General features: G+C 72.9%; 13 protein-coding genes. 7 read left to right on the forward strand and 6 right to left on the reverse strand.

Annotation, left to right across the window (positions count from 1 at the left end; all coding sequences use genetic code 11):
* Positions 1–50: 50 nt before the first annotated feature.
* From ACSNOC_RS00330 to ACSNOC_RS00355, 6 genes are all read right to left on the reverse strand, one after another.
* Positions 51–1,535 carry a sensor histidine kinase gene (locus tag ACSNOC_RS00330; protein ID WP_436745183.1) on the reverse strand — a complete coding sequence of 495 codons (1,485 nt, stop codon included), beginning with the start codon at positions 1,533–1,535 and terminating at the stop codon, positions 51–53.
* Between the two features lie 334 nt (positions 1,536–1,869).
* Positions 1,870–2,922 (reverse strand): SIS domain-containing protein, encoded by a 1,053-nt coding sequence (locus ACSNOC_RS00335; protein WP_436745127.1) that lies wholly within the window; start codon positions 2,920–2,922, stop codon positions 1,870–1,872.
* A gap of 12 nt (positions 2,923–2,934) precedes the next feature.
* On the reverse strand, positions 2,935–4,494 hold the full coding sequence (locus tag ACSNOC_RS00340) for a glycoside hydrolase family 3 protein (RefSeq protein ID WP_436745128.1): 1,560 nt from the start codon (positions 4,492–4,494) through the stop codon (positions 2,935–2,937).
* A gap of 9 nt (positions 4,495–4,503) precedes the next feature.
* On the reverse strand, positions 4,504–5,331 hold the full coding sequence (locus tag ACSNOC_RS00345) for a carbohydrate ABC transporter permease (RefSeq protein WP_436745129.1): 828 nt from the start codon (positions 5,329–5,331) through the stop codon (positions 4,504–4,506).
* Complete coding sequence (locus ACSNOC_RS00350) at positions 5,331–6,308, reverse strand: carbohydrate ABC transporter permease (RefSeq protein ID WP_436745130.1); 978 nt, start codon at positions 6,306–6,308, stop codon at positions 5,331–5,333. Before ACSNOC_RS00350 ends, ACSNOC_RS00345 begins: the two co-directional genes overlap by 1 nt.
* A gap of 80 nt (positions 6,309–6,388) precedes the next feature.
* Positions 6,389–7,642 carry an extracellular solute-binding protein gene (locus tag ACSNOC_RS00355; protein WP_436745131.1) on the reverse strand — a complete coding sequence of 418 codons (1,254 nt, stop codon included), beginning with the start codon at positions 7,640–7,642 and terminating at the stop codon, positions 6,389–6,391.
* Between the two features lie 231 nt (positions 7,643–7,873).
* Between ACSNOC_RS00355 and ACSNOC_RS00360 the strand changes: the two genes are divergently transcribed.
* The 7 genes from ACSNOC_RS00360 to ACSNOC_RS00390 all read left to right on the forward strand — a co-directional run bounded on the left by ACSNOC_RS00360 (position 7,874) and on the right by ACSNOC_RS00390 (position 17,029).
* A complete protein-coding gene (locus ACSNOC_RS00360; protein WP_436745132.1) occupies positions 7,874–8,659 on the forward strand; it encodes a GntR family transcriptional regulator in 786 nt (261 codons plus the stop codon).
* A 215-nt stretch (positions 8,660–8,874) separates the two neighbouring features.
* Positions 8,875–10,977: a carbon starvation CstA family protein gene (locus tag ACSNOC_RS00365; RefSeq protein WP_436745184.1), complete on the forward strand. Its 2,103-nt coding sequence runs from the start codon at positions 8,875–8,877 to the stop codon at positions 10,975–10,977.
* Entirely contained in the window at positions 10,974–11,186 is a 213-nt protein-coding gene (locus tag ACSNOC_RS00370) for a YbdD/YjiX family protein (protein ID WP_436745133.1), read from the forward strand. The genes ACSNOC_RS00365 and ACSNOC_RS00370 overlap by 4 nt, the downstream gene beginning before the upstream one ends.
* A 218-nt stretch (positions 11,187–11,404) precedes the next feature.
* Positions 11,405–12,748 (forward strand): DUF2079 domain-containing protein, encoded by a 1,344-nt coding sequence (locus ACSNOC_RS00375; protein ID WP_436745134.1) that lies wholly within the window; start codon positions 11,405–11,407, stop codon positions 12,746–12,748.
* Positions 12,749–12,810: 62 nt separating this feature from the next.
* A complete protein-coding gene (locus ACSNOC_RS00380; RefSeq protein WP_436745135.1) occupies positions 12,811–13,356 on the forward strand; it encodes a GNAT family N-acetyltransferase in 546 nt (181 codons plus the stop codon).
* Positions 13,357–13,649: 293 nt separating this feature from the next.
* Positions 13,650–16,004 carry a ribonucleoside-diphosphate reductase subunit alpha gene (locus tag ACSNOC_RS00385; RefSeq protein WP_436745136.1) on the forward strand — a complete coding sequence of 785 codons (2,355 nt, stop codon included), beginning with the start codon at positions 13,650–13,652 and terminating at the stop codon, positions 16,002–16,004.
* Positions 15,995–17,029, forward strand: coding sequence for a ribonucleotide-diphosphate reductase subunit beta (locus ACSNOC_RS00390; protein ID WP_436745137.1), 1,035 nt, complete (start codon positions 15,995–15,997; stop codon positions 17,027–17,029). The genes ACSNOC_RS00385 and ACSNOC_RS00390 overlap by 10 nt, the downstream gene beginning before the upstream one ends.
* Positions 17,030–17,143 lie beyond the last annotated feature (114 nt).

Genomic DNA, 17,143 nt, shown 5'->3' on the forward strand with positions numbered 1-17,143 from the left:
AACCCTGTCATCGCGGGACGGGGCTCAACGCGTTCCGGGACCCGGGCCGTTCAGCGCTTCTGCTGTTCCAGCGGCAGGTCGAGCACCACGCGGGTGCCGCCGCCCTCGGCCGCGAGCATGTCGAACCGGCCGCCCAACTCCCCCTCCACCAGCGTCCGGACGATCTGGAGCCCCAGATTCCCGTCGCTGCGCGGATCGAAGTCCTCCGGCAGGCCGCGCCCGTTGTCCTGGACGGTGACCAGCAGCCGGTCCGGGTCCTTGGGGGAGTCCGGGCGGCGCGCGCCCACCTCGATGGAGCCCCGCTCCCCCGCCGGGAACGCGTGTTCCAGGGCGTTCTGGAGGACTTCGGTGAGCACCATGGACAGCGGCGTGGCGGTCTCGGCGTCGAGAATCCCGAAGCGGCCGGTGCGGCGCCCGACGACCCGGCCGTCCGGGGAGAGTTCGCCCACCATGGCGATCACCCGGTCCGCGATCTCGTCGAACTCCACCCGCTCGTCCAGGTTCTGCGAGAGCGTCTCGTGCACGATGGCGATGGACCCGACCCGGCGCACCGCCTCGTCCAGCGCGGCCCTGGCCCGGCTGTCGCCGGTCGCGCCGATGCGCCGGGACTGGAGGCGCAGCAGCGCGGCCACGGTCTGGAGGTTGTTCTTCACCCGGTGGTGGATCTCCCGGATGGTGGCGTCCTTCGTCATCAACTCCCGCTCCCGGCGCCGCAGCTCGGTGACGTCGCGGAGCAGGATCAGCGAGCCGATGCGCTCGCCCTTGGGCTTGAGCGGGATCGCGCGCAACTGGACGACGCAGTCCTTGCCTTCGATCTCCGCCTCCCTGGGGGCGTAGCCGCTGGCCAGCTTGACCAGCGACTCGTCCACCGGGCCGCGCGTCGGGGCGAGTTCGGCGGTGGTCGGGCCCAGCGGCAGGCCCACCAGGTCGGCGGCCAGGCCGAGACGGTGGTAGGCGGACAGGGCGTTGGGGCTGGCGTACTGCACCACGCCCTCGGCGTCCAGCCGGATGAAGCCGTCCCCGACGCGCGGCGCCCGGTCCATGCCGACCTGCTGGCCGGGGAACGGGAAGGCCCCGCCGGCGATCATCTGGGCCAGGTCGGCGGCGCTCTGGAGATAGGTGAGCTCCAGGCGGCTGGGGGTGCGCACGGTCAGCAGGTTGGTGTTGCGGGCGATGACGCCCAGCACCCGGCCCTCGCGGCGGACCGGGATGGACTCCACGCGCACCGGCACCTCTTCGCGCCACTCCGGGTCGCCCTCGCGCACGATGCGGCCCTCGTCGAGGGCGACGTCGAGCAGCGGGCGCCGGCCGCGCGGGACGAGGTGCCCGACCATGTCGTCCTGGTACGACGTGGGACCGGTGTTGGGCCGCATCTGCGCCACGGAGACGTAGCGGGCGCCGTCGGAGGTCGGCAGCCACAGCACCAGGTCCGCGAAGGAGAGATCGGAGAGGAGCTGCCACTCGGAGACCAGCAGATGCAGCCACTCGAGGTCGCTCTCCCCGAGTTCGGTGTGCTGGCGGACGAGGTCGTTCATGGAGGGCACACCCGCGAGCTTACCGGGGGCCACGCACACGGGTCCCGTAGTACAAGAGTCGATGACGTAGAGGTAAATACGTCGGGAACCGCGTTCAGAGCATGGACACATCGCGCGAGCGCGGTCCAGAATGGAGGAGCAGACGCAGGACTTCTGCTCTCCCCGCACAGGAGAGCAGAGCGAGGTCCCGAGACGCTCTCTGCCCTGACGGCGTCCCGGGCCCGCAAATCGCTCCGGGCTGCGGTGCCGAGAGGGTTGAGGGTCCCTCCCCGGCGCCGCGGCCCGTGGGTGCTTCCGGGGCTTCCGCCCCGCATCCGGCGGCTCTCCGCCCCGCTCAGCTCGTCTCCGTGATCTTCGCCAGCGCCCTGGGCGCGTCCGGGTCCTGGCCCCGCGCGAGGGTCACCTCGTAGGCGAGGCGCTGGAGCGGGAGGATCTCCAGGACGGGCTGGAGCTCCTCGGGCACGCCCCCGGTGGGCAGCGCGAAGCCCGCGGAGGCCGCCGCCACCGCCGCCTCCGGCCCGATCACCACCAGATCGGCGCCCCGCTCCCGCAGCCGGTCCAGCACGGGCCGCAGCGCCGTGCCGCCCCGGCCGTCGGGGACGACCGCGATCACCGGCGAGACGTTGTCGACCATGGCCAGCGGGCCGTGCAGCAGGTCGGCGCCCGAGTAGGACAGGGCCGGGATGTAACTGGTCTCCATCAGCTTCAGCGCGGCCTCCTTGGCGGTCGGGTAGCCGTAGCCGCGCGAGGTGAGCACCATCCGCTGGGCGAACCGGTAGCGGGCGGCGAGCCGCCGGATCTCGTCCCGGCGGGCGAGGACGGCCTCGGCCAGGCCGGGCAGCCGACCGGCGGCGGGCGCCCCGTCGGCGCCGCGCAGGCCCTGGACCAGGAGGTAGAGGGCGAGCAGTTCGGCGGTGTAGGTCTTGGTGGCCGGCAGGGCCCGTTCCGGCCCGGCGAGCACGTCGATGTGGAACTCGGCGGCCCGGACGAGCGGGGAGTCCCCGTTGTTGGTCACGGCCAGGGTGACGGCGCCGGCCGCGCGGGCGGCCGTGGTGGAGGCCACCAGGTCGGGCGAGCCGCCGGACTGGCTGACGGCGACGACGAGGCAGTCGGTGAGGTCGGGCGTGGCGCCGTAGGCGGTCGTGGTGGACATGGACGTCAGGCCGCACGGCTTGCCGAGCACGATCTCGATCAGGTACTTGGCGTACAGGGCGGCGTTGTCCGAGGTGCCCCGGGCGGTGAGCAGGACGAAGCGCGGGCGGCGGGCCGCGATGCGGGCGGCGACGTCGCGGATCCGTGGCGCGCCCTCGGTGAGCAGGCGGCGGAGCACGGCCGGCTGCTCGGCCATCTCGCCGGACATCAGCCGTCCCGGCGGGGTCGCGGACATGGTGGGTGCCTCCTAGGGCTGGGTGGTGAGCCGTCCGGTGATGATCTCGGCGGCGGCCAGGGCGCAGACCCGGGCGGCGCCGTGGGTGGCGAGGTGCAGGCGGCCGGCGGGCGGGGCGTGCGGCACGCCCATCTCGACCACGACCGCGTCGGGGCGGGCGGCCAGCAGCGCGCCGAGCACGGCGGCCATCCACGGGTGGCGGTGGACGTCGCGGACGACGACGACCAGGGGCCGGCCGGCGGCGGCGTCCAGCACGCGGGCGGCCAGGGCCCCGGGCCCGGCCCGCTCGGCGTCGCCCCGGCCGAAGGTGCCGGCGCGGGTGCCCGGCAGCAGCCTGACCAGTTCGGCGGCGACGCCCCAGGGGGTGTCGGCGCCGACCGCGATGTTGACGGCGGGCGTGAGGACGGCGACCTGGGCGGGACCGGTCGGCGGCGCGTACGGGCCCGCGCCGGGGGCGGGCGTGACGCGCACCGCGCGGCGGGCGGCGGTCAGGCCGACGTCCCCGGCCGGGGCCGGTGTCCCGCCGGCCGTGTCGCGCCGGGCCGCGGTGGTCCAGCGGGCCAGGGCGCGCACCCGTTCCGCCGCGTCGTGCAGCCGCTCCTCGGACAGCTCGCCCGCGCGGACGGCCCGGACCAGGGCGTCGCGCAGGCGCAGCACCTCGGCCTCGTCGGAGGGGGTGCCGCCGACGCAGACGGCGTCGGCCCCGGCGGCGACGGCCAGGACGCAGCCCCGGTCGAGGCCGTAGGTGCCGGCGACGGCCCGCATTTCGAGGGCGTCGGAGAAGATCAGCCCCTGGAAGCCGAGGCCGCCGGCGCTCTCCGGGGCGCGCAGCAGGCCGGTGAGCACGGCGGGGCTGAGGGTGCCGGGGCGGTCGGGGTCGAGGGCGGGCAGCAGGATGTGGGCGCTCATCACGGACCGGGCGCCGGCCGCGACGGCGGCCTTGAACGGCACCAGCTCGCGGGCGTGGAGGGTGGCGAGGTCGGTGTCGACGCGGGGCAGCGCGAGGTGGGAGTCGACGCTGGTGTCGCCGTGGCCGGGGAAGTGCTTGACGCAGGCGGCGACGCCCGCGCTCTGGAGGCCCTCGACGTAGGCGACGGTGTGGCGGGCGACCAGGGCCGGGTCGGCGCCGAAGGAGCGGACACCGATCACCGGGTTGCGCGGGTCGGTGTTGATGTCGGCGTCCGGCGCCCAGTTGAGGGTGACGCCGACCGCGCGGAGGCGGCGGCCCAGCTCGGCGGCGACGGCGCGGGTCAGTCCGGGGTCGTCCACGCTGCCGAGGGCCAGGTTGCCGGGGAACGAGGAGCCGGTGCGCACCTCCAGCCGGGTGACGTCGCCGCCCTCCTCGTCGATCGCGACCAGGACGTCCGGGTTGGCCCGGCGCAACTGTGCGGTGAGGCCCGCCAGTTGTCCGGGCGAGACGACGTTCCTGCCGAACAGGCCGACGCCGGTCATCCCGTTCTCCAACTGCCGCAGCAGCCAGGGGGGCGCGGTGGTGGTGCCGGTGAACGCCGGCTGGAGGACGGCGAGCGCGTCGCGGGTGAGGGTGTCGGCGGCGTGCGCGGCGATCGTCATGGGCGGGCGCTATCCCTTCACCGCGCCCGCGGCCAGGCCGCCGGTGACGCGTCGCTGGAGGAGGAGGAAGACGAGCAGGACCGGGACGGTGAACAGGGAGGAGGCGGCCATGGTCGCGCCCCAGTCGTTGCCGAAGTTGGTCTGGAACTGGGTGAGCCACAGCGGCAGCGTGGCCTTGTCGGGCGCCTTGTTGAGCACGAGCACCATGGCGTATTCGTTCCACGCCAGGATGAAGCCGAACAGCGAGGTCGCCATCAGGCCGGGGGCGAGCAGCGGGAAGATGACGTGGAAGAACGCCTGGGCGCGCCCGCAGCCGTCGATCATCGCGGACTCCTCCAGTTCCCTGGGCACGGCGGCGATGAAGCCGCGCAGCGTCCAGATGGTGAACGGCAGGGCCATCACGAAGTAGACGAGGGTGAGAAAGGCCAGGCTGTTGAGGGCCTCGGCGTCGCGGGCGTTGAGGTACACCACGATGATGAGGATCTCCCAGGGCGCCATCTGGGCCGTCATCACGGCCAGGACCATGCCGCGCCGGCCGCGGAACCGCATCCGTGCCAGGGCGTAGCTCGCGGCGAGCGCGACGACGAGGGCCAGCAGGACGGCGCCGGCGGTGACGGCGAGGCTGTTGCCGACGTACGTCCAGAACAGGTCCACGCCGGTGGCGGTGGCGTAGTGGTCGAACGTGGGCGTGAAGAGGAACACCGGATCCTTCGTCAGCACCTGGGAGTTGCTCTTGAAGGAGGTGGCGAACATCCAGTAGACGGGGAAGAGGAACAGCGCGGACAGCGCCAGCGCGGTGCCGTTGAGCCAGATCCGGCGCGTCGTGGAGGGTCTCATCAGCGCTCCTGCTCCTTCTCCTGCTTCAGGATCAGGCGGAAGTAGAAGGACATGGCGACCAGGAGGATGACCAGGGTGAGCACGGAGATCGCGGCGGCCGTGCCGTACTGGGTCTGGCCCATGCCCTCGATGTAGGCCATGACGGGCAGCGTCTCGGACTCGCGGTCGGGGCCGCCGCCGTTCATGGCGTAGATCTGGGTGAACGCCTTGAAGACCCAGATGATCTCCAGGAACGTGGTGATCAGGAAGAACGGCCGCAGGATCGGCGCGGTGACGGACCAGAAGATCCGCCCGCCGGAGGCGCCGTCCACGCGGGCGGCCTCGTGGATCTCGCCGCTGATGGTGGTCAGTCCGGCGTAGAGGTTGAGCGCGACGAACGGCACGGACGCCCACACGATGAGCACGGTGACGATGGCGAGCGTGGAGGTGCCGGTGGCGAACCAGTTGTGCTGGTCGTAGCCGGAGAAGCCGAGACCGCGCATGGCCCAGTTGGCGACGCCGAACTGGGTGTCGAACAGCCACTGGAAGACGGTGGTGCTGGCGATGACGGGCATCGCCCAGGCGGCGACCAGCGCGACGGACAGCAGCAGCCGCATCCGGCGGCCGAGGGCGCCGAGCAGCAGGCCGACCAGGGTGCCGATGACCACGATGAGCACGACGTTGACGACCATGAAGCCGAAGGTCCGCGCGACCGAGTCCCAGAACCGCTCGTTCTCCACGACGGCGCGGTAGTTGTCGAGGCCGGTCCACGCGGTGGTGCGGGAGATGAGCTGGCGGCGGCCGAACTCCTGGAAGGAGATGAGGACGTTGCGGACCAGCGCGTAGCCGAGGACCGCGAGCAGGGCCCCGGCCGCCGGGGCGAGCAGCAGGTACGGCAGCCAGCCCGCCGGTCTCCGGCGCCGGGCCGGCGGGCCCGGGGTGCTCGCGGCCGGCGGACCCGGCGCCCGGGGCGGGGCCTTGGGGATGGGCGCGGTCATGCGGGGGCCTCCTCCGGCGGGACGGTGCGGACGGCGGGTGCCGCCGGACGGTGGCCCGGCGGCACCGAACGGGGCGCGGGCTACTCGCGGTTGATGCGGGCGGTGATCTCCGCGTCGGCCTCCTCGGCGGCGGACCGGTAGTCGTCGCCGTCGAGGGCCTTGGTCATCAGCTCCTTGATGGGGTTGGGCGGCGCCTCCACGTTGGCCCAGCCGGTGGTCAGCGGCGGCAGGAAGCCGGCACCGGCGGACCGGACCATGGCCTCGGCGAAGCTGCCGGCCGCGGGCTCGGCGGTGACGTCGGCGCGGCCCGGCACCACGCCGTCGTCGTAGGCGTCGACGAACTTCCGCGTCCACTCCCGGGAGGTGGCCATCCGCAGCCACCGGGTCGCCAGGTCCTTGTCGCCGGCCCGCTCGGAGACGGCGAGGTTGGAGCCGCCGAGGAAGACGTGGCCGGGTTCGTCCGCGGTCTTGCCGGGGATCGGGAAGTAGCCGAAGTCGGCCTCGCCGCCCTGCTCCTCGATGGCGGCGACGGCGCTGTTCGCCTCCCAGCCCAGGCCGATCCAGGAGGCCACCTCCTGGTTGGGCGCGACCTCGGTGGACTGCTGCGGGGACGCCTCGTCGTTGTCGGTCGGGGAGTCGGAGAACGCCTGGAGCTCGCGGTAGAAGTCCATCCCGGCCTCGGCCTCGGGGGTGGCCAGGGCACCGGCCCACGCGTCGCCGTTCTCGACGGCGAAGGCGCCGCCCTCGTCCGCGATGAAGCCGCCGAGCACGTAATAGCTCTGGCCGGGCAGGTAGATGGGCTCGGCGTCGGTGTGCTCCTCGATCAGTTCCAGGGCCTCGATCCACTCCTCGCGGGTGGTGGGCACCTCGGCGCCGGCGTCGGCCCAGACGCTCTTGTCGTAGATGACGACGCGGTTGGCGCCGTACCAGGGCACGGCGTAGAGGGTGTCGTCCACCTGGGCGGACGCCAGCATGTTCTCGTTCCACGGCTCGTCGGCGAGGCCGCCGAGGTCGGCCAGGCCGCCGGCGGTGGCGTACCCGACGGTCTGGGTGTTGCCGATCTCCAGGACGTCGACGGTGCCGTCCTCGGACAGGGCCGTCACGACCCGGTCCTGGATGCCGTCCCACTGCTGGATCTGGACGTCGACCCGGACGCCGTGCTCGGCCTCGAACGCGGCGTTGAGCTCGTCGAGCCAGCCCTGCGGGGCGGATCCGTCCATCAGCCACACGGTGAGGGAGTCGCCGCCGCCCCCGCCGCTGTCGCCGGTGCCGCAGGCGGCGACGGTGGCCGCGAGGGCCGCCGCGCCGATGGCGGCGATCAGCTTGCGCTTCACTTCACCCTCCGGTGGTGCTGGTGGTGTGGACAAGAGGTGTAGACCAGTTGCAGCGGAGCTTGGACTGGACCAAGTGAGGGTGTCAAGGGTCCACGAGCGGGGGGCCGCCGTCCGTTACCGGACCGACATCTGTCCGGAGGCGCCACGCTTCTGGCGCCCGTGTCACGATTGAGCGGCGATGTCTCGGAGGATCCGGTGACGGGAGAACGGAACGACTCGGGAAGGCGGGCCATGGCCGCGGACGGCGGAGCGACGACGAACGGCCCGGCCGGCCAGGGCCCCGAGGGCCCGGACCGCACCCGCTCCGCCCGCGTCCCGAAGTACTACCGCCTCAAGCGCCACCTGCTGGAGATGACCGAGACGCTGCCGCCGGGCACGCCGGTGCCGCCGGAGCGGACGCTGGCCACCGAGTTCGACACCTCGCGCACCACCGTCCGCCAGGCGCTCCAGGAGCTGGTGGTCGAGGGGCGCCTCGAACGGATCCAGGGCAAGGGCACGTTCGTCGCCAAGCCCAAGGTCTCCCAGGCGCTCCAGCTCACCTCCTACACCGAGGACATGCGCGCCCAGGGGCTGGAGCCGACCTCGCAGTTGCTGGAGATCGGCTACATCACCGCCGACGAACGGCTCAGCCGCCTCCTCGAACTGCCCGAGGGCGGCCGGGTGCTGCGCATCGAGCGGCTGCGCCTGGCCAGCGGCGAGCCGATGGCGATCGAGACCACGCACCTGTCGCAGGAGCGTTTCCCCGCGCTGCGCCGCAGCCTGGTGCGGTACTCCTCGCTCTACACGGCGCTGGCCGAGGTGTACGGCGTCCACCTGGCGCGGGCCGAGGAGACCATCGAGACCTCGCTGGCCAATCCGCGCGAGGCCGGGCTGCTCGGCACGGACGTCGGGCTGCCGATGCTGATGCTCTCCCGGCACTCGCGGGACACCCGCGGCGAGCCGGTGGAGTGGGTGCGCTCGGTGTACCGGGGCGACCGGTACAAGTTCGTGGCGAACCTGGAGCGGCCCCGCCCCTGACGATCCGGCGCGGCGGCACCGGCCGCCGCGGGGCAGTCCTCGCCCCCCATGGTCTTCCCGCCGCTCCTGGCCTAGATTCCGGGCCTGTCAGTCGAGGAGGACAGGCCGGAGGAAACCACGTGCAATCCCCACCCCCACACCCGACGCACGCGTCCCGCGTGCGGTCCGTCGCCGTCTGGACCGCGGTCGCCGCCGCCGGCGCGATCGGCTGGGCCATGCTGGCGCTCTCCCGCGGCGAGGACGTCTCCGCCGCGTGGATGATCGCCGCCGCGCTCGGGTCCTACGCCATCGGGTACCGCTTCTACGCCCGCTACATCGCCACCCGGGTGCTCAGAGCCGACCCCACCCGGGCCACGCCCGCCGAGCGCCTGAACGACGGCCTCGACTACCACCCGACCGACCGGCGGGTGCTGCTCGGCCACCACTTCGCCGGCATCTCGGGCGCGGGGCCGCTGGTCGGCCCGGTGCTCGCGGCGCAGATGGGATACCTGCCCGGCACCATCTGGATCATCGTCGGCGTCATCTTCGCCGGGGCCGTGCAGGACATGGTGGTGCTCTTCTTCTCCACCCGGCGCGACGGCAAGAGCCTGGGCCAGATCGCCCGCGAGGAGATCGGCCCGGTCGGCGGTGTCGCCGCGGTGATAGCGATCTTCACCATCATGATCATCCTGCTGGCGGTGCTGGCCCTGGTCGTCGTCAGCGCCCTGGCGGAGTCGCCCTGGGGCGCGTTCTCGGTCGGCATGACCATCCCCATCGCCCTGTTCATGGGCGTCTACCTGCGCTGTCTGCGCCCGGGGCGGGTGGCCGAGGTCACCGTCATCGGGGTGGCGCTGCTGCTGCTCGTCATCGCCGGGGGCCGCTGGGTCGCGGAGTCCGACCTCGCCGCCGCGTTCACCCTGGACCCCAGGACGCTGGTGATCTGGCTGGTGATCTACGGCTTCGCGGCCTCGGTGATGCCGGTGTGGCTGCTGCTGGTCCCGCGCGACTACCTGTCGACGTTCATGAAGATCGGCACCATCGGGCTGCTCGCCCTCGCCATCCTGGTCACGCTGCCCGGCCTGAAGATGGAGGCCGTCACCGACTTCGCGGGCAACGGCGACGGGCCGGTCTTCGCCGGCTCGCTCTTCCCGTTCGTCTTCATCACCATCGCCTGCGGCGCCGTCTCCGGCTTCCACTCGCTGATCTCCTCGGGCACCACCCCGAAGATGATCCAGAAGGAGACCCAGATCCGCACCATCGGCTACGGCGCCATGCTGATGGAGTCCTCGGTCGCGATGATGGCGATCACGGCGGCCTGCGTGCTGGACCCCGGCGTGTACTTCGCGATGAACGCGCCGCCCGCCGTCATCGGCGACACCGTCCAGTCGGCGGCGGACACCATCTCCTCCTGGGGCTTCACCCTCACCCCGGAGCAACTCACCGCCGCCGCCGAGTCGGTGGAGGAGAGCTCGCTGCTGTCCCGCACGGGCGGGGCGCCGACGCTGGCGCTCGGGCTGGCCGCGATCCTGGCCGATGTCCTGGGCGGGGACAGCATGATGAGCTTCTGGTATCACTTCGCGATCATGTTTGAGGCGCTGTTCATCCTGACCGCGATCGACGCGGGCACCCGCGTGGGCCGGTTCATCCTCCAGGACGCGCTGGCGAGCGTCCATCCCCGGCTCGGGCGGCTGCGCTCCTCGTCCTGGCTGCCCGGGGTGCTGCTGACCAGCGCGCTGGTGGTGGCGCTGTGGGGCTCGCTGCTGTGGGTCGGGGTCAACGACCCGCTCGGCGGCATCAACACGCTCTATCCCGTCTTCGGCATCTCCAACCAGCTCCTGGCGGCCGTGGCCCTCGCCATCTGCACGGTCCTGCTGGTGAAGTCGGGCCGCCTGCGGCACGTCTGGGTCACCCTGCTGCCGCTGACGTGGGTGTCGCTGGTCACGCTGACGGCGAGCTGGCAGAAGGTGTTCTCCGGCGACCCGGCCGTCGGCTTCCTCGCCCGCCGCGACCTGTACCAGGACGGCATCGACAGCGGCACCCTGCTCACCGGCGCCCAGGACATGGGCGACATGCGGACCATTGTGAACAACGCCACGGTGGACGCCGTCCTTTCCGCCGGACTCGCGCTGCTCGTCCTGGTGGTCTTCGCCGACGCCCTCCGGGTATGCCTGAAGGCGATACGGAACCCCGCCTCGGCGCGCCTGCGCGAGGCGCCGTACACGCCGTCCCGGCTGATCGCCCCCGCCGGACTCGTCCCGACCCGCGCGGAGCGGGCCGAACTCGCCGCGGCCGGTCTCGGGCCGGGCGGCGGCATCCCCGAGAAGGAGGCACGCGAGTGAAGCTGACCACCGCACCACGCCGGGCCGCGGCCTGGCTGTGGTGGTACGTCACCGAACTCACGGGGGAGAACGCCTACGACCGCTACGTGGCACGGGCCCGCCGCGCGGACCCGGCGGCCCGCGTCCTGTCCCGCCGCGAGTTCGAACGCCGCCGGGTGGACGACCGCTACGCCGACCCCCGCGGCGGCCACCACCGCGGCTGCTGCTGACATCGGGTCCCGGGCCGTCCGTCCGTCACTCCTCGTGAACGGGCGGCTCGGGACCGTATTTTTGCCCGCGCGTTGTCAACCGCGGGCGGCCTCCGGAGCGTATTCGCAGCAGAGATCCCCGGCCCCCGACCGGTGACCGCCTCCTCCCCCGGTGCCTCGATGACCACGACCACACCCCCCGCGACCGGCGCGCCGGCCGGTGGGCCCGGCACGAACCCGTGCTGCTGGCACTGGGCTTCTTCGCCGTCTACGCCACGCTGTCGGTGACCCGTTACCGCCGCTTCGAGACCCGGTCCTGGGACCTGGGGATATTCGAGCAGGTCATCCGGTCCTACGCCCACCTCGACGCCCCCGTCTCCGACCTCAAGGGCGCCGGATTCCCCATCCTCGGCGACCACTTCAGCCCGGTCACCGCGCTGATCGCCCCGTTCTACCGGGTGTTCCCGACCCCGGTGACCCTGCTCGTCGCCCAGGCCGCCCTGTTCGCGCTCTCCGTCGTCCCGGTCACCCGCGCCGCCGCGTTCCTCCTCGGACGGGCCAGGGGCGCGGCCCTCGGCGTCGCGTACGGGCTGTCGTGGGGCGTGCAGCGCGCCGTCGACTTCGACTTCCACGAGATCTGCTTCGCCGTCCCGCTCATCGCCTTCGCCCTGGAGGCCGTGCTGCGCGAGCGGTGGCGCGCCGCCCTGTGCTGGACCCTGCCGCTGCTGCTGGTCAAGGAGGACCTGGGGATGACGGCCGCGGCCATCGCGGCCGTCGTCGCGCTCCGCGCCCGCGGCCGGGGCGACCGCCGGGCCGCGACCGCCGCGCTCGCCGTCGCCGCGTGCTGCGTGCTGGCCTGCGCCCTGATCATCACCGTGGTGATACCGGCCTTCAACACGGGCGGCGCGTACGACTACTGGACGAAGCTCGGCGAGGACGGCGGCGGTCCGCTCGACCAGCTCCTCACCGGGGGCGAGGAGAAGTTCCGCACGCTGCTGTGGGTGCTGGTGCCCACCACCGGGCTGCTGGCGCTGCGTTCACCGCTGCTGCTGGTGGCGCTGCCCACCCTCGGCTGGCGCTTCGTCTCCCAGGAGCCGCACTACTGGGGCACCGACTGGCACTACAGCGCCGTGCTGATGCCCGCCGTCGTCCTCGCCCTCGCCGACGCCCTGCACCGCTCCCGCGCCTCCGCGCGGCCGTGGCTGCGCTCCTACGTCCACCACCTGCCGGCCGCGGTGGTGGCCGCCGCGCTGGCGCTGAGCACCGCGCTGCCGGTGGCCGCGCTCACCCGGGCCGACACCTATCGCGCGGGGCCGGTGGCCGAGGCCGGCGCGCGGGTGCTGGCGGTGGTGCCGGACGGCGCCGAGGTCGCGGCCAACGTCCGCCCGATCGCCCATCTCACCGGCCGCTGCCGGGTGTTCTGGATCGGGCAGGGCGACGGCGGGCCGCCGGAGTACCTCGCCTACTACGACGCCGGCCGGAGCGCGGCCTCGGTGGTCGCGTACGCCCAGCAGCTCTACCCGCGGGCCCGGTACGCGGTCCTGGCGGAGGAAGCGGGCTTCTTCGTGCTGCGCACCCGGTGACCGGGCACCGGCGGCGCGATAACCGGTGGGGAATTGTCAGATCCCTCGGTCACACTGCGTGCATGGACATCACCATCAGGGACGCCAGGCCGGAGGAGTACGGCGCGGTGGGGGAGCTGACCGCCCAGGTGTATCTCGGGGACGGGCTGCTGACGTTCGGGGAGGCCGACGAGTATCTGACGGAGCTGCGGGACGCCGCGCGGCGCGCCGCGCGCGCCGAGCTGCTCGTCGCGGTGGACGGGGCGGCGGACGGCGGGGCGGAGGGCGAGCTGCTGGGCACCGTCACGTTCGTGGGCGACGGCGGGGAGCTGGCGGAGGTCGCGGCCGAGGGCGAGGCGGAGTTCCGGATGCTGGCGGTGCGTCCGGAGGCGCGCGGCCGGGGCGCCGGGGAGGCGCTGGTGCGCGCGTGCCTGCGACGCGCCCGGGCCCGGGGGCTGCGGCGCGTGGTCCTTTCCAGTCAGTCGCATCTGCACACGGCGCACCGGCTGTATCGGCGGCTGGGGTTCGTTCGGGCGCCGGAGCGCGACTGGGAGCCCATCCCGGGGTTCACCCTTCACGCGTTCGCAGTTGACCTTGCACCTGGCCGAGACCAACGGCACAACATATAGGGGCTCTCGCATCCGCCAGCACTAGATGTATGCTCAACTCGCTGTCGCCGCAGGGAATCCGGTGCGAGTCCGGGACTGTTCCCCATCGGTGTGCCGCGGGCCGCTCCGTGCTGCCCGCGGCGCGTCCGGCCCCCGCGGACGGCATCGCATGTGTCCGGGCCCCGCACGTCGGGCCGGTGGACGGCGCGCGGTCAAGTGTTTGCTGTGTCACAGCTCCTGGCACACGCATGCCCTCGCGCGCCCGCCCCCGCACCGCCCGCGCCGGGGCCACCGCGAACCGAGGGAGAGACCGAGTGACCATCGCACCCGTGGAGCCCGCCACAGCGCCGCCGTCGCGCACGCCGGCCGGGCTGCTGGCCGAGCTGACCGCCGATCTGCCCGCCGCCGACCCCGGCCGGGTGGCGGAGGCGGTCGAGCGCGGGCGCCATCCCGGCCTGGACGAGGCCGGGACGCGGGCGCTCGCCATCGAGGCCGCCGCCGGGCTCATCGCGGAGGACCCGGCGTACTCGCGGCTGGCGGCCCGGCTCCTCACCCTCGCCATCCGGGAGGAGGCCGCCGGGCAGGGCGCGGTGTCGTTCTCCGCGTCGGTCGCGGTGGGTCACCGCGAAGGGCTGATCGCCGACCGCACGGCCGCGTTCGCCGCCCGGCACGCCGAGCGGCTGGACGCCCTGGTCGAGGAGGCGATCGCGGACGGCGCGGACGACCGCTTCGAGTACTTCGGGCTGCGTACCGTCGAGTCCCGCTACGTGCTGCGGCACCCCACCACCCGGAAGGTCATCGAGACCCCGCAGCACTTCCTGCTCCGCGTCGCCTGCGGCCTCGCCGCGGAGGACGACGACGACGCGCGGGTGCTCGCGGAAGTGACCGCGTTCTACCGGCTGATCAGCTCCCTGGCCTATCTGCCGTCGTCCCCCACCCTGTTCAACTCCGGGACGCGCCACCCGCAGATGTCCTCCTGCTATCTGCTGGACTCCCCCCGGGACGAGCTGGACTCGATCTACGAGCGGTACCACCAGATCGCCCGGCTGTCGAAGCACGCGGGCGGCATCGGCCTGTCCTGGTCCCGGATCAGGGCCAGGGGTTCGCTGATCCGGGGCACCAACGGCACGTCCAACGGCATCGTGCCGTTCCTGCGCACCCTGGACTCGTCGGTCGCCGCGGTGAACCAGGGCGGCCGGCGCAAGGGCGCGGCCTGCGTCTACCTGGAGACCTGGCACGCCGACATCGAGGAGTTCCTGGAGCTGCGGGACAACACCGGGGAGGAGGCCCGCCGCACCCACAACCTCAACATCGCGCACTGGATCCCCGACGAGTTCATGCGCCGGGTCGAGGCGGACACCGCCTGGTCGCTGTTCTCCCCGGTGGACGTGCCCGAGCTGGTGGACCTGTGGGGCGAGGAGTTCGACGCGGCCTACCGCCGGGCCGAGGCCGAGGGGCGCGCCCTGCGGACCGTGCCCGCCCGGCAGTTGTACGCCCGGATGATGCGGACCCTGGCGCAGACCGGCAACGGCTGGATGACGTTCAAGGACGCGGCCAACCGCACCGCCAACCAGACCGCGCGGCCCGGCTCGGTGGTGCACTCCTCGAATCTCTGCACCGAGATCCTGGAGGTCACCGACGACGGCCAGACCGCCGTGTGCAACCTCGGCTCGGTCAACCTCGCGGCCCACCTGGGCCCGGACGGCGCGATGGACTGGGACCGGCTGGACGCCACCGTCCGGACCGCCGTCACCTTCCTGGACCGGGTCGTGGACATCAACTACTACCCGACCGGGCAGGCCGCCGCCGCCAACTCCCGCTGGCGGCCGGTCGGTCTGGGCGTGATGGGCCTCCAGGACGTCTTCTTCCGGCTGCGGCTGCCGTTCGACTCCCCCGAGGCCCGCGCGCTGTCCACCCGCATCGCGGAGCGGATCATGCTCGCCGCCTACGAGACCTCCGCCGGCCTGGCCGAGCGGCACGGCCCGCTCCCGGCGTGGGACGACACCCGCACCGCGCACGGCGTGTTCCACCCCGACCACTACCCCGGCGCCGAGCCCGCCTGGCCCGCGCGCTGGCTCGCCCTGCGCGCCCGCGTCGCCCGCACCGGCCTGCGCAACGCGCTGCTGCTGGCCATCGCCCCGACCGCCACCATCGCCTCGATCGCCGGGGTGTACGAGTGCATCGAGCCGCAGGTGTCCAACCTGTTCAAGCGCGAGACGCTCAGCGGGGAGTTCCTCCAGGTCAACACCTACCTGGTGGCCGAGCTGAAGCGGCTGGGCCGCTGGGACGCCGCCACCCGCGAGGCGCTGCGCGAGGCGAACGGGTCGGTGGCCGCGCTGCCCGGACTGCCGGACGAGGTGCGGGAGTTGTACCGCACGGCGTGGGAGGTCCCGCAGCGCGCCCTGATCGACATGGCCGCCGACCGAACGCCGTATCTGGACCAGAGCCAGTCGCTCAACCTGTTCATGGCCGCGCCCACCATCGGCAAGCTCAGCTCGATGTACGCCTACGCCTGGAAGCGCGGCCTGAAGACGACGTACTACCTGCGCTCCCGGCCCGCGACCCGGATCGCCCAGTCCGCCCAGTCCGCCCGTGTGGCGCTCCCGGAGCCGGAGGCAGCCGTCGCCTGCTCCCTGGAGAACCCCGAGTCCTGCGAGGCATGCCAGTGACCACCGAGACCGCCGGACCCTCCGTCAAGAACCTGCTGGATCCGGGCTTCGAGCTGACGCTGCGCCCGATGCGGTACCCGGAGTTCTACGAGCGGTACCGGGACGCCATCAAGAACACCTGGACGGTGGAGGAGGTCGATCTCCACTCGGACGTGGCCGACCTGGCGAAGCTCTCGCCGGGCGAGCGGCACCTGATCGGCCGGCTGGTGGCGTTCTTCGCGACCGGCGACTCGATCGTCGCCAACAACCTGGTGCTCACCCTCTACAAGCACATCAACTCCCCCGAGGCGCGGCTGTATCTGTCCCGGCAGCTCTTCGAGGAGGCGGTGCACGTCCAGTTCTACCTGACGCTGCTGGACACCTACCTGCCCGATCCGGACGAGCGGGCGGCGGCGTTCGCGGCCGTGGAGAACATCCCGTCCATCCGGGAGAAGGCGCGGTTCTGCTTCCGCTGGATGGACTCGGTGGAGCGGATCCCCCGGCTGGAGACGGCGGCGGACCGGCGCCGTTTCCTGCTCAACCTGATCTGCTTCGCCGCCTGCATCGAGGGCCTGTTCTTCTACGGCGCCTTCGCCTACGTGTACTGGTTCCGGTCGCGCGGGCTGCTGCACGGCCTGGCCACCGGCACCAACTGGGTGTTCCGCGACGAGAGCATGCACATGGACTTCGCGTTCTCGGTGGTGGACACGGTCCGGCGCGAGGAGCCGGGCCTGTTCGACGCGGAGATGGAGCGCGAGGTGACCGCGATGCTGCGGGAGGCGGTCGAGGCGGAGCTGCAGTTCGCCCGTGACCTGTGCGGCGAGGGGCTGCCCGGCATGAACACCGAGTCGATGCGCGCGTATCTGGAGTGCGTGGCCGACCAGCGGCTGGTCCGGCTCGGGTGCGCGCCCGTGTTCGGCTCGGAGAACCCGTTCTCCTTCATGGAGTTGCAGAACGTGCAGGAGCTGACGAACTTCTTCGAGCGCCGGGCCTCGGCCTACCAGGTGGCGGTGGAGGGGTCCGTCTCGTTCGACGACGACTTCTGACGGCTTCCGGCGGCTTCCGGCGACGCGGACGGTCCGCCCCCGTACGGGCGGGGGCGGACCGCGGGTCGCCGGCCGGGCGCCGTGGACCGGACGCGGTGGATCAGATGCGGTGGA

It is taken from the genome of Streptomyces sp. URMC 129, assembly GCF_051386415.1.
Classification (GTDB): Bacteria; Actinomycetota; Actinomycetes; order Streptomycetales; family Streptomycetaceae; genus Streptomyces.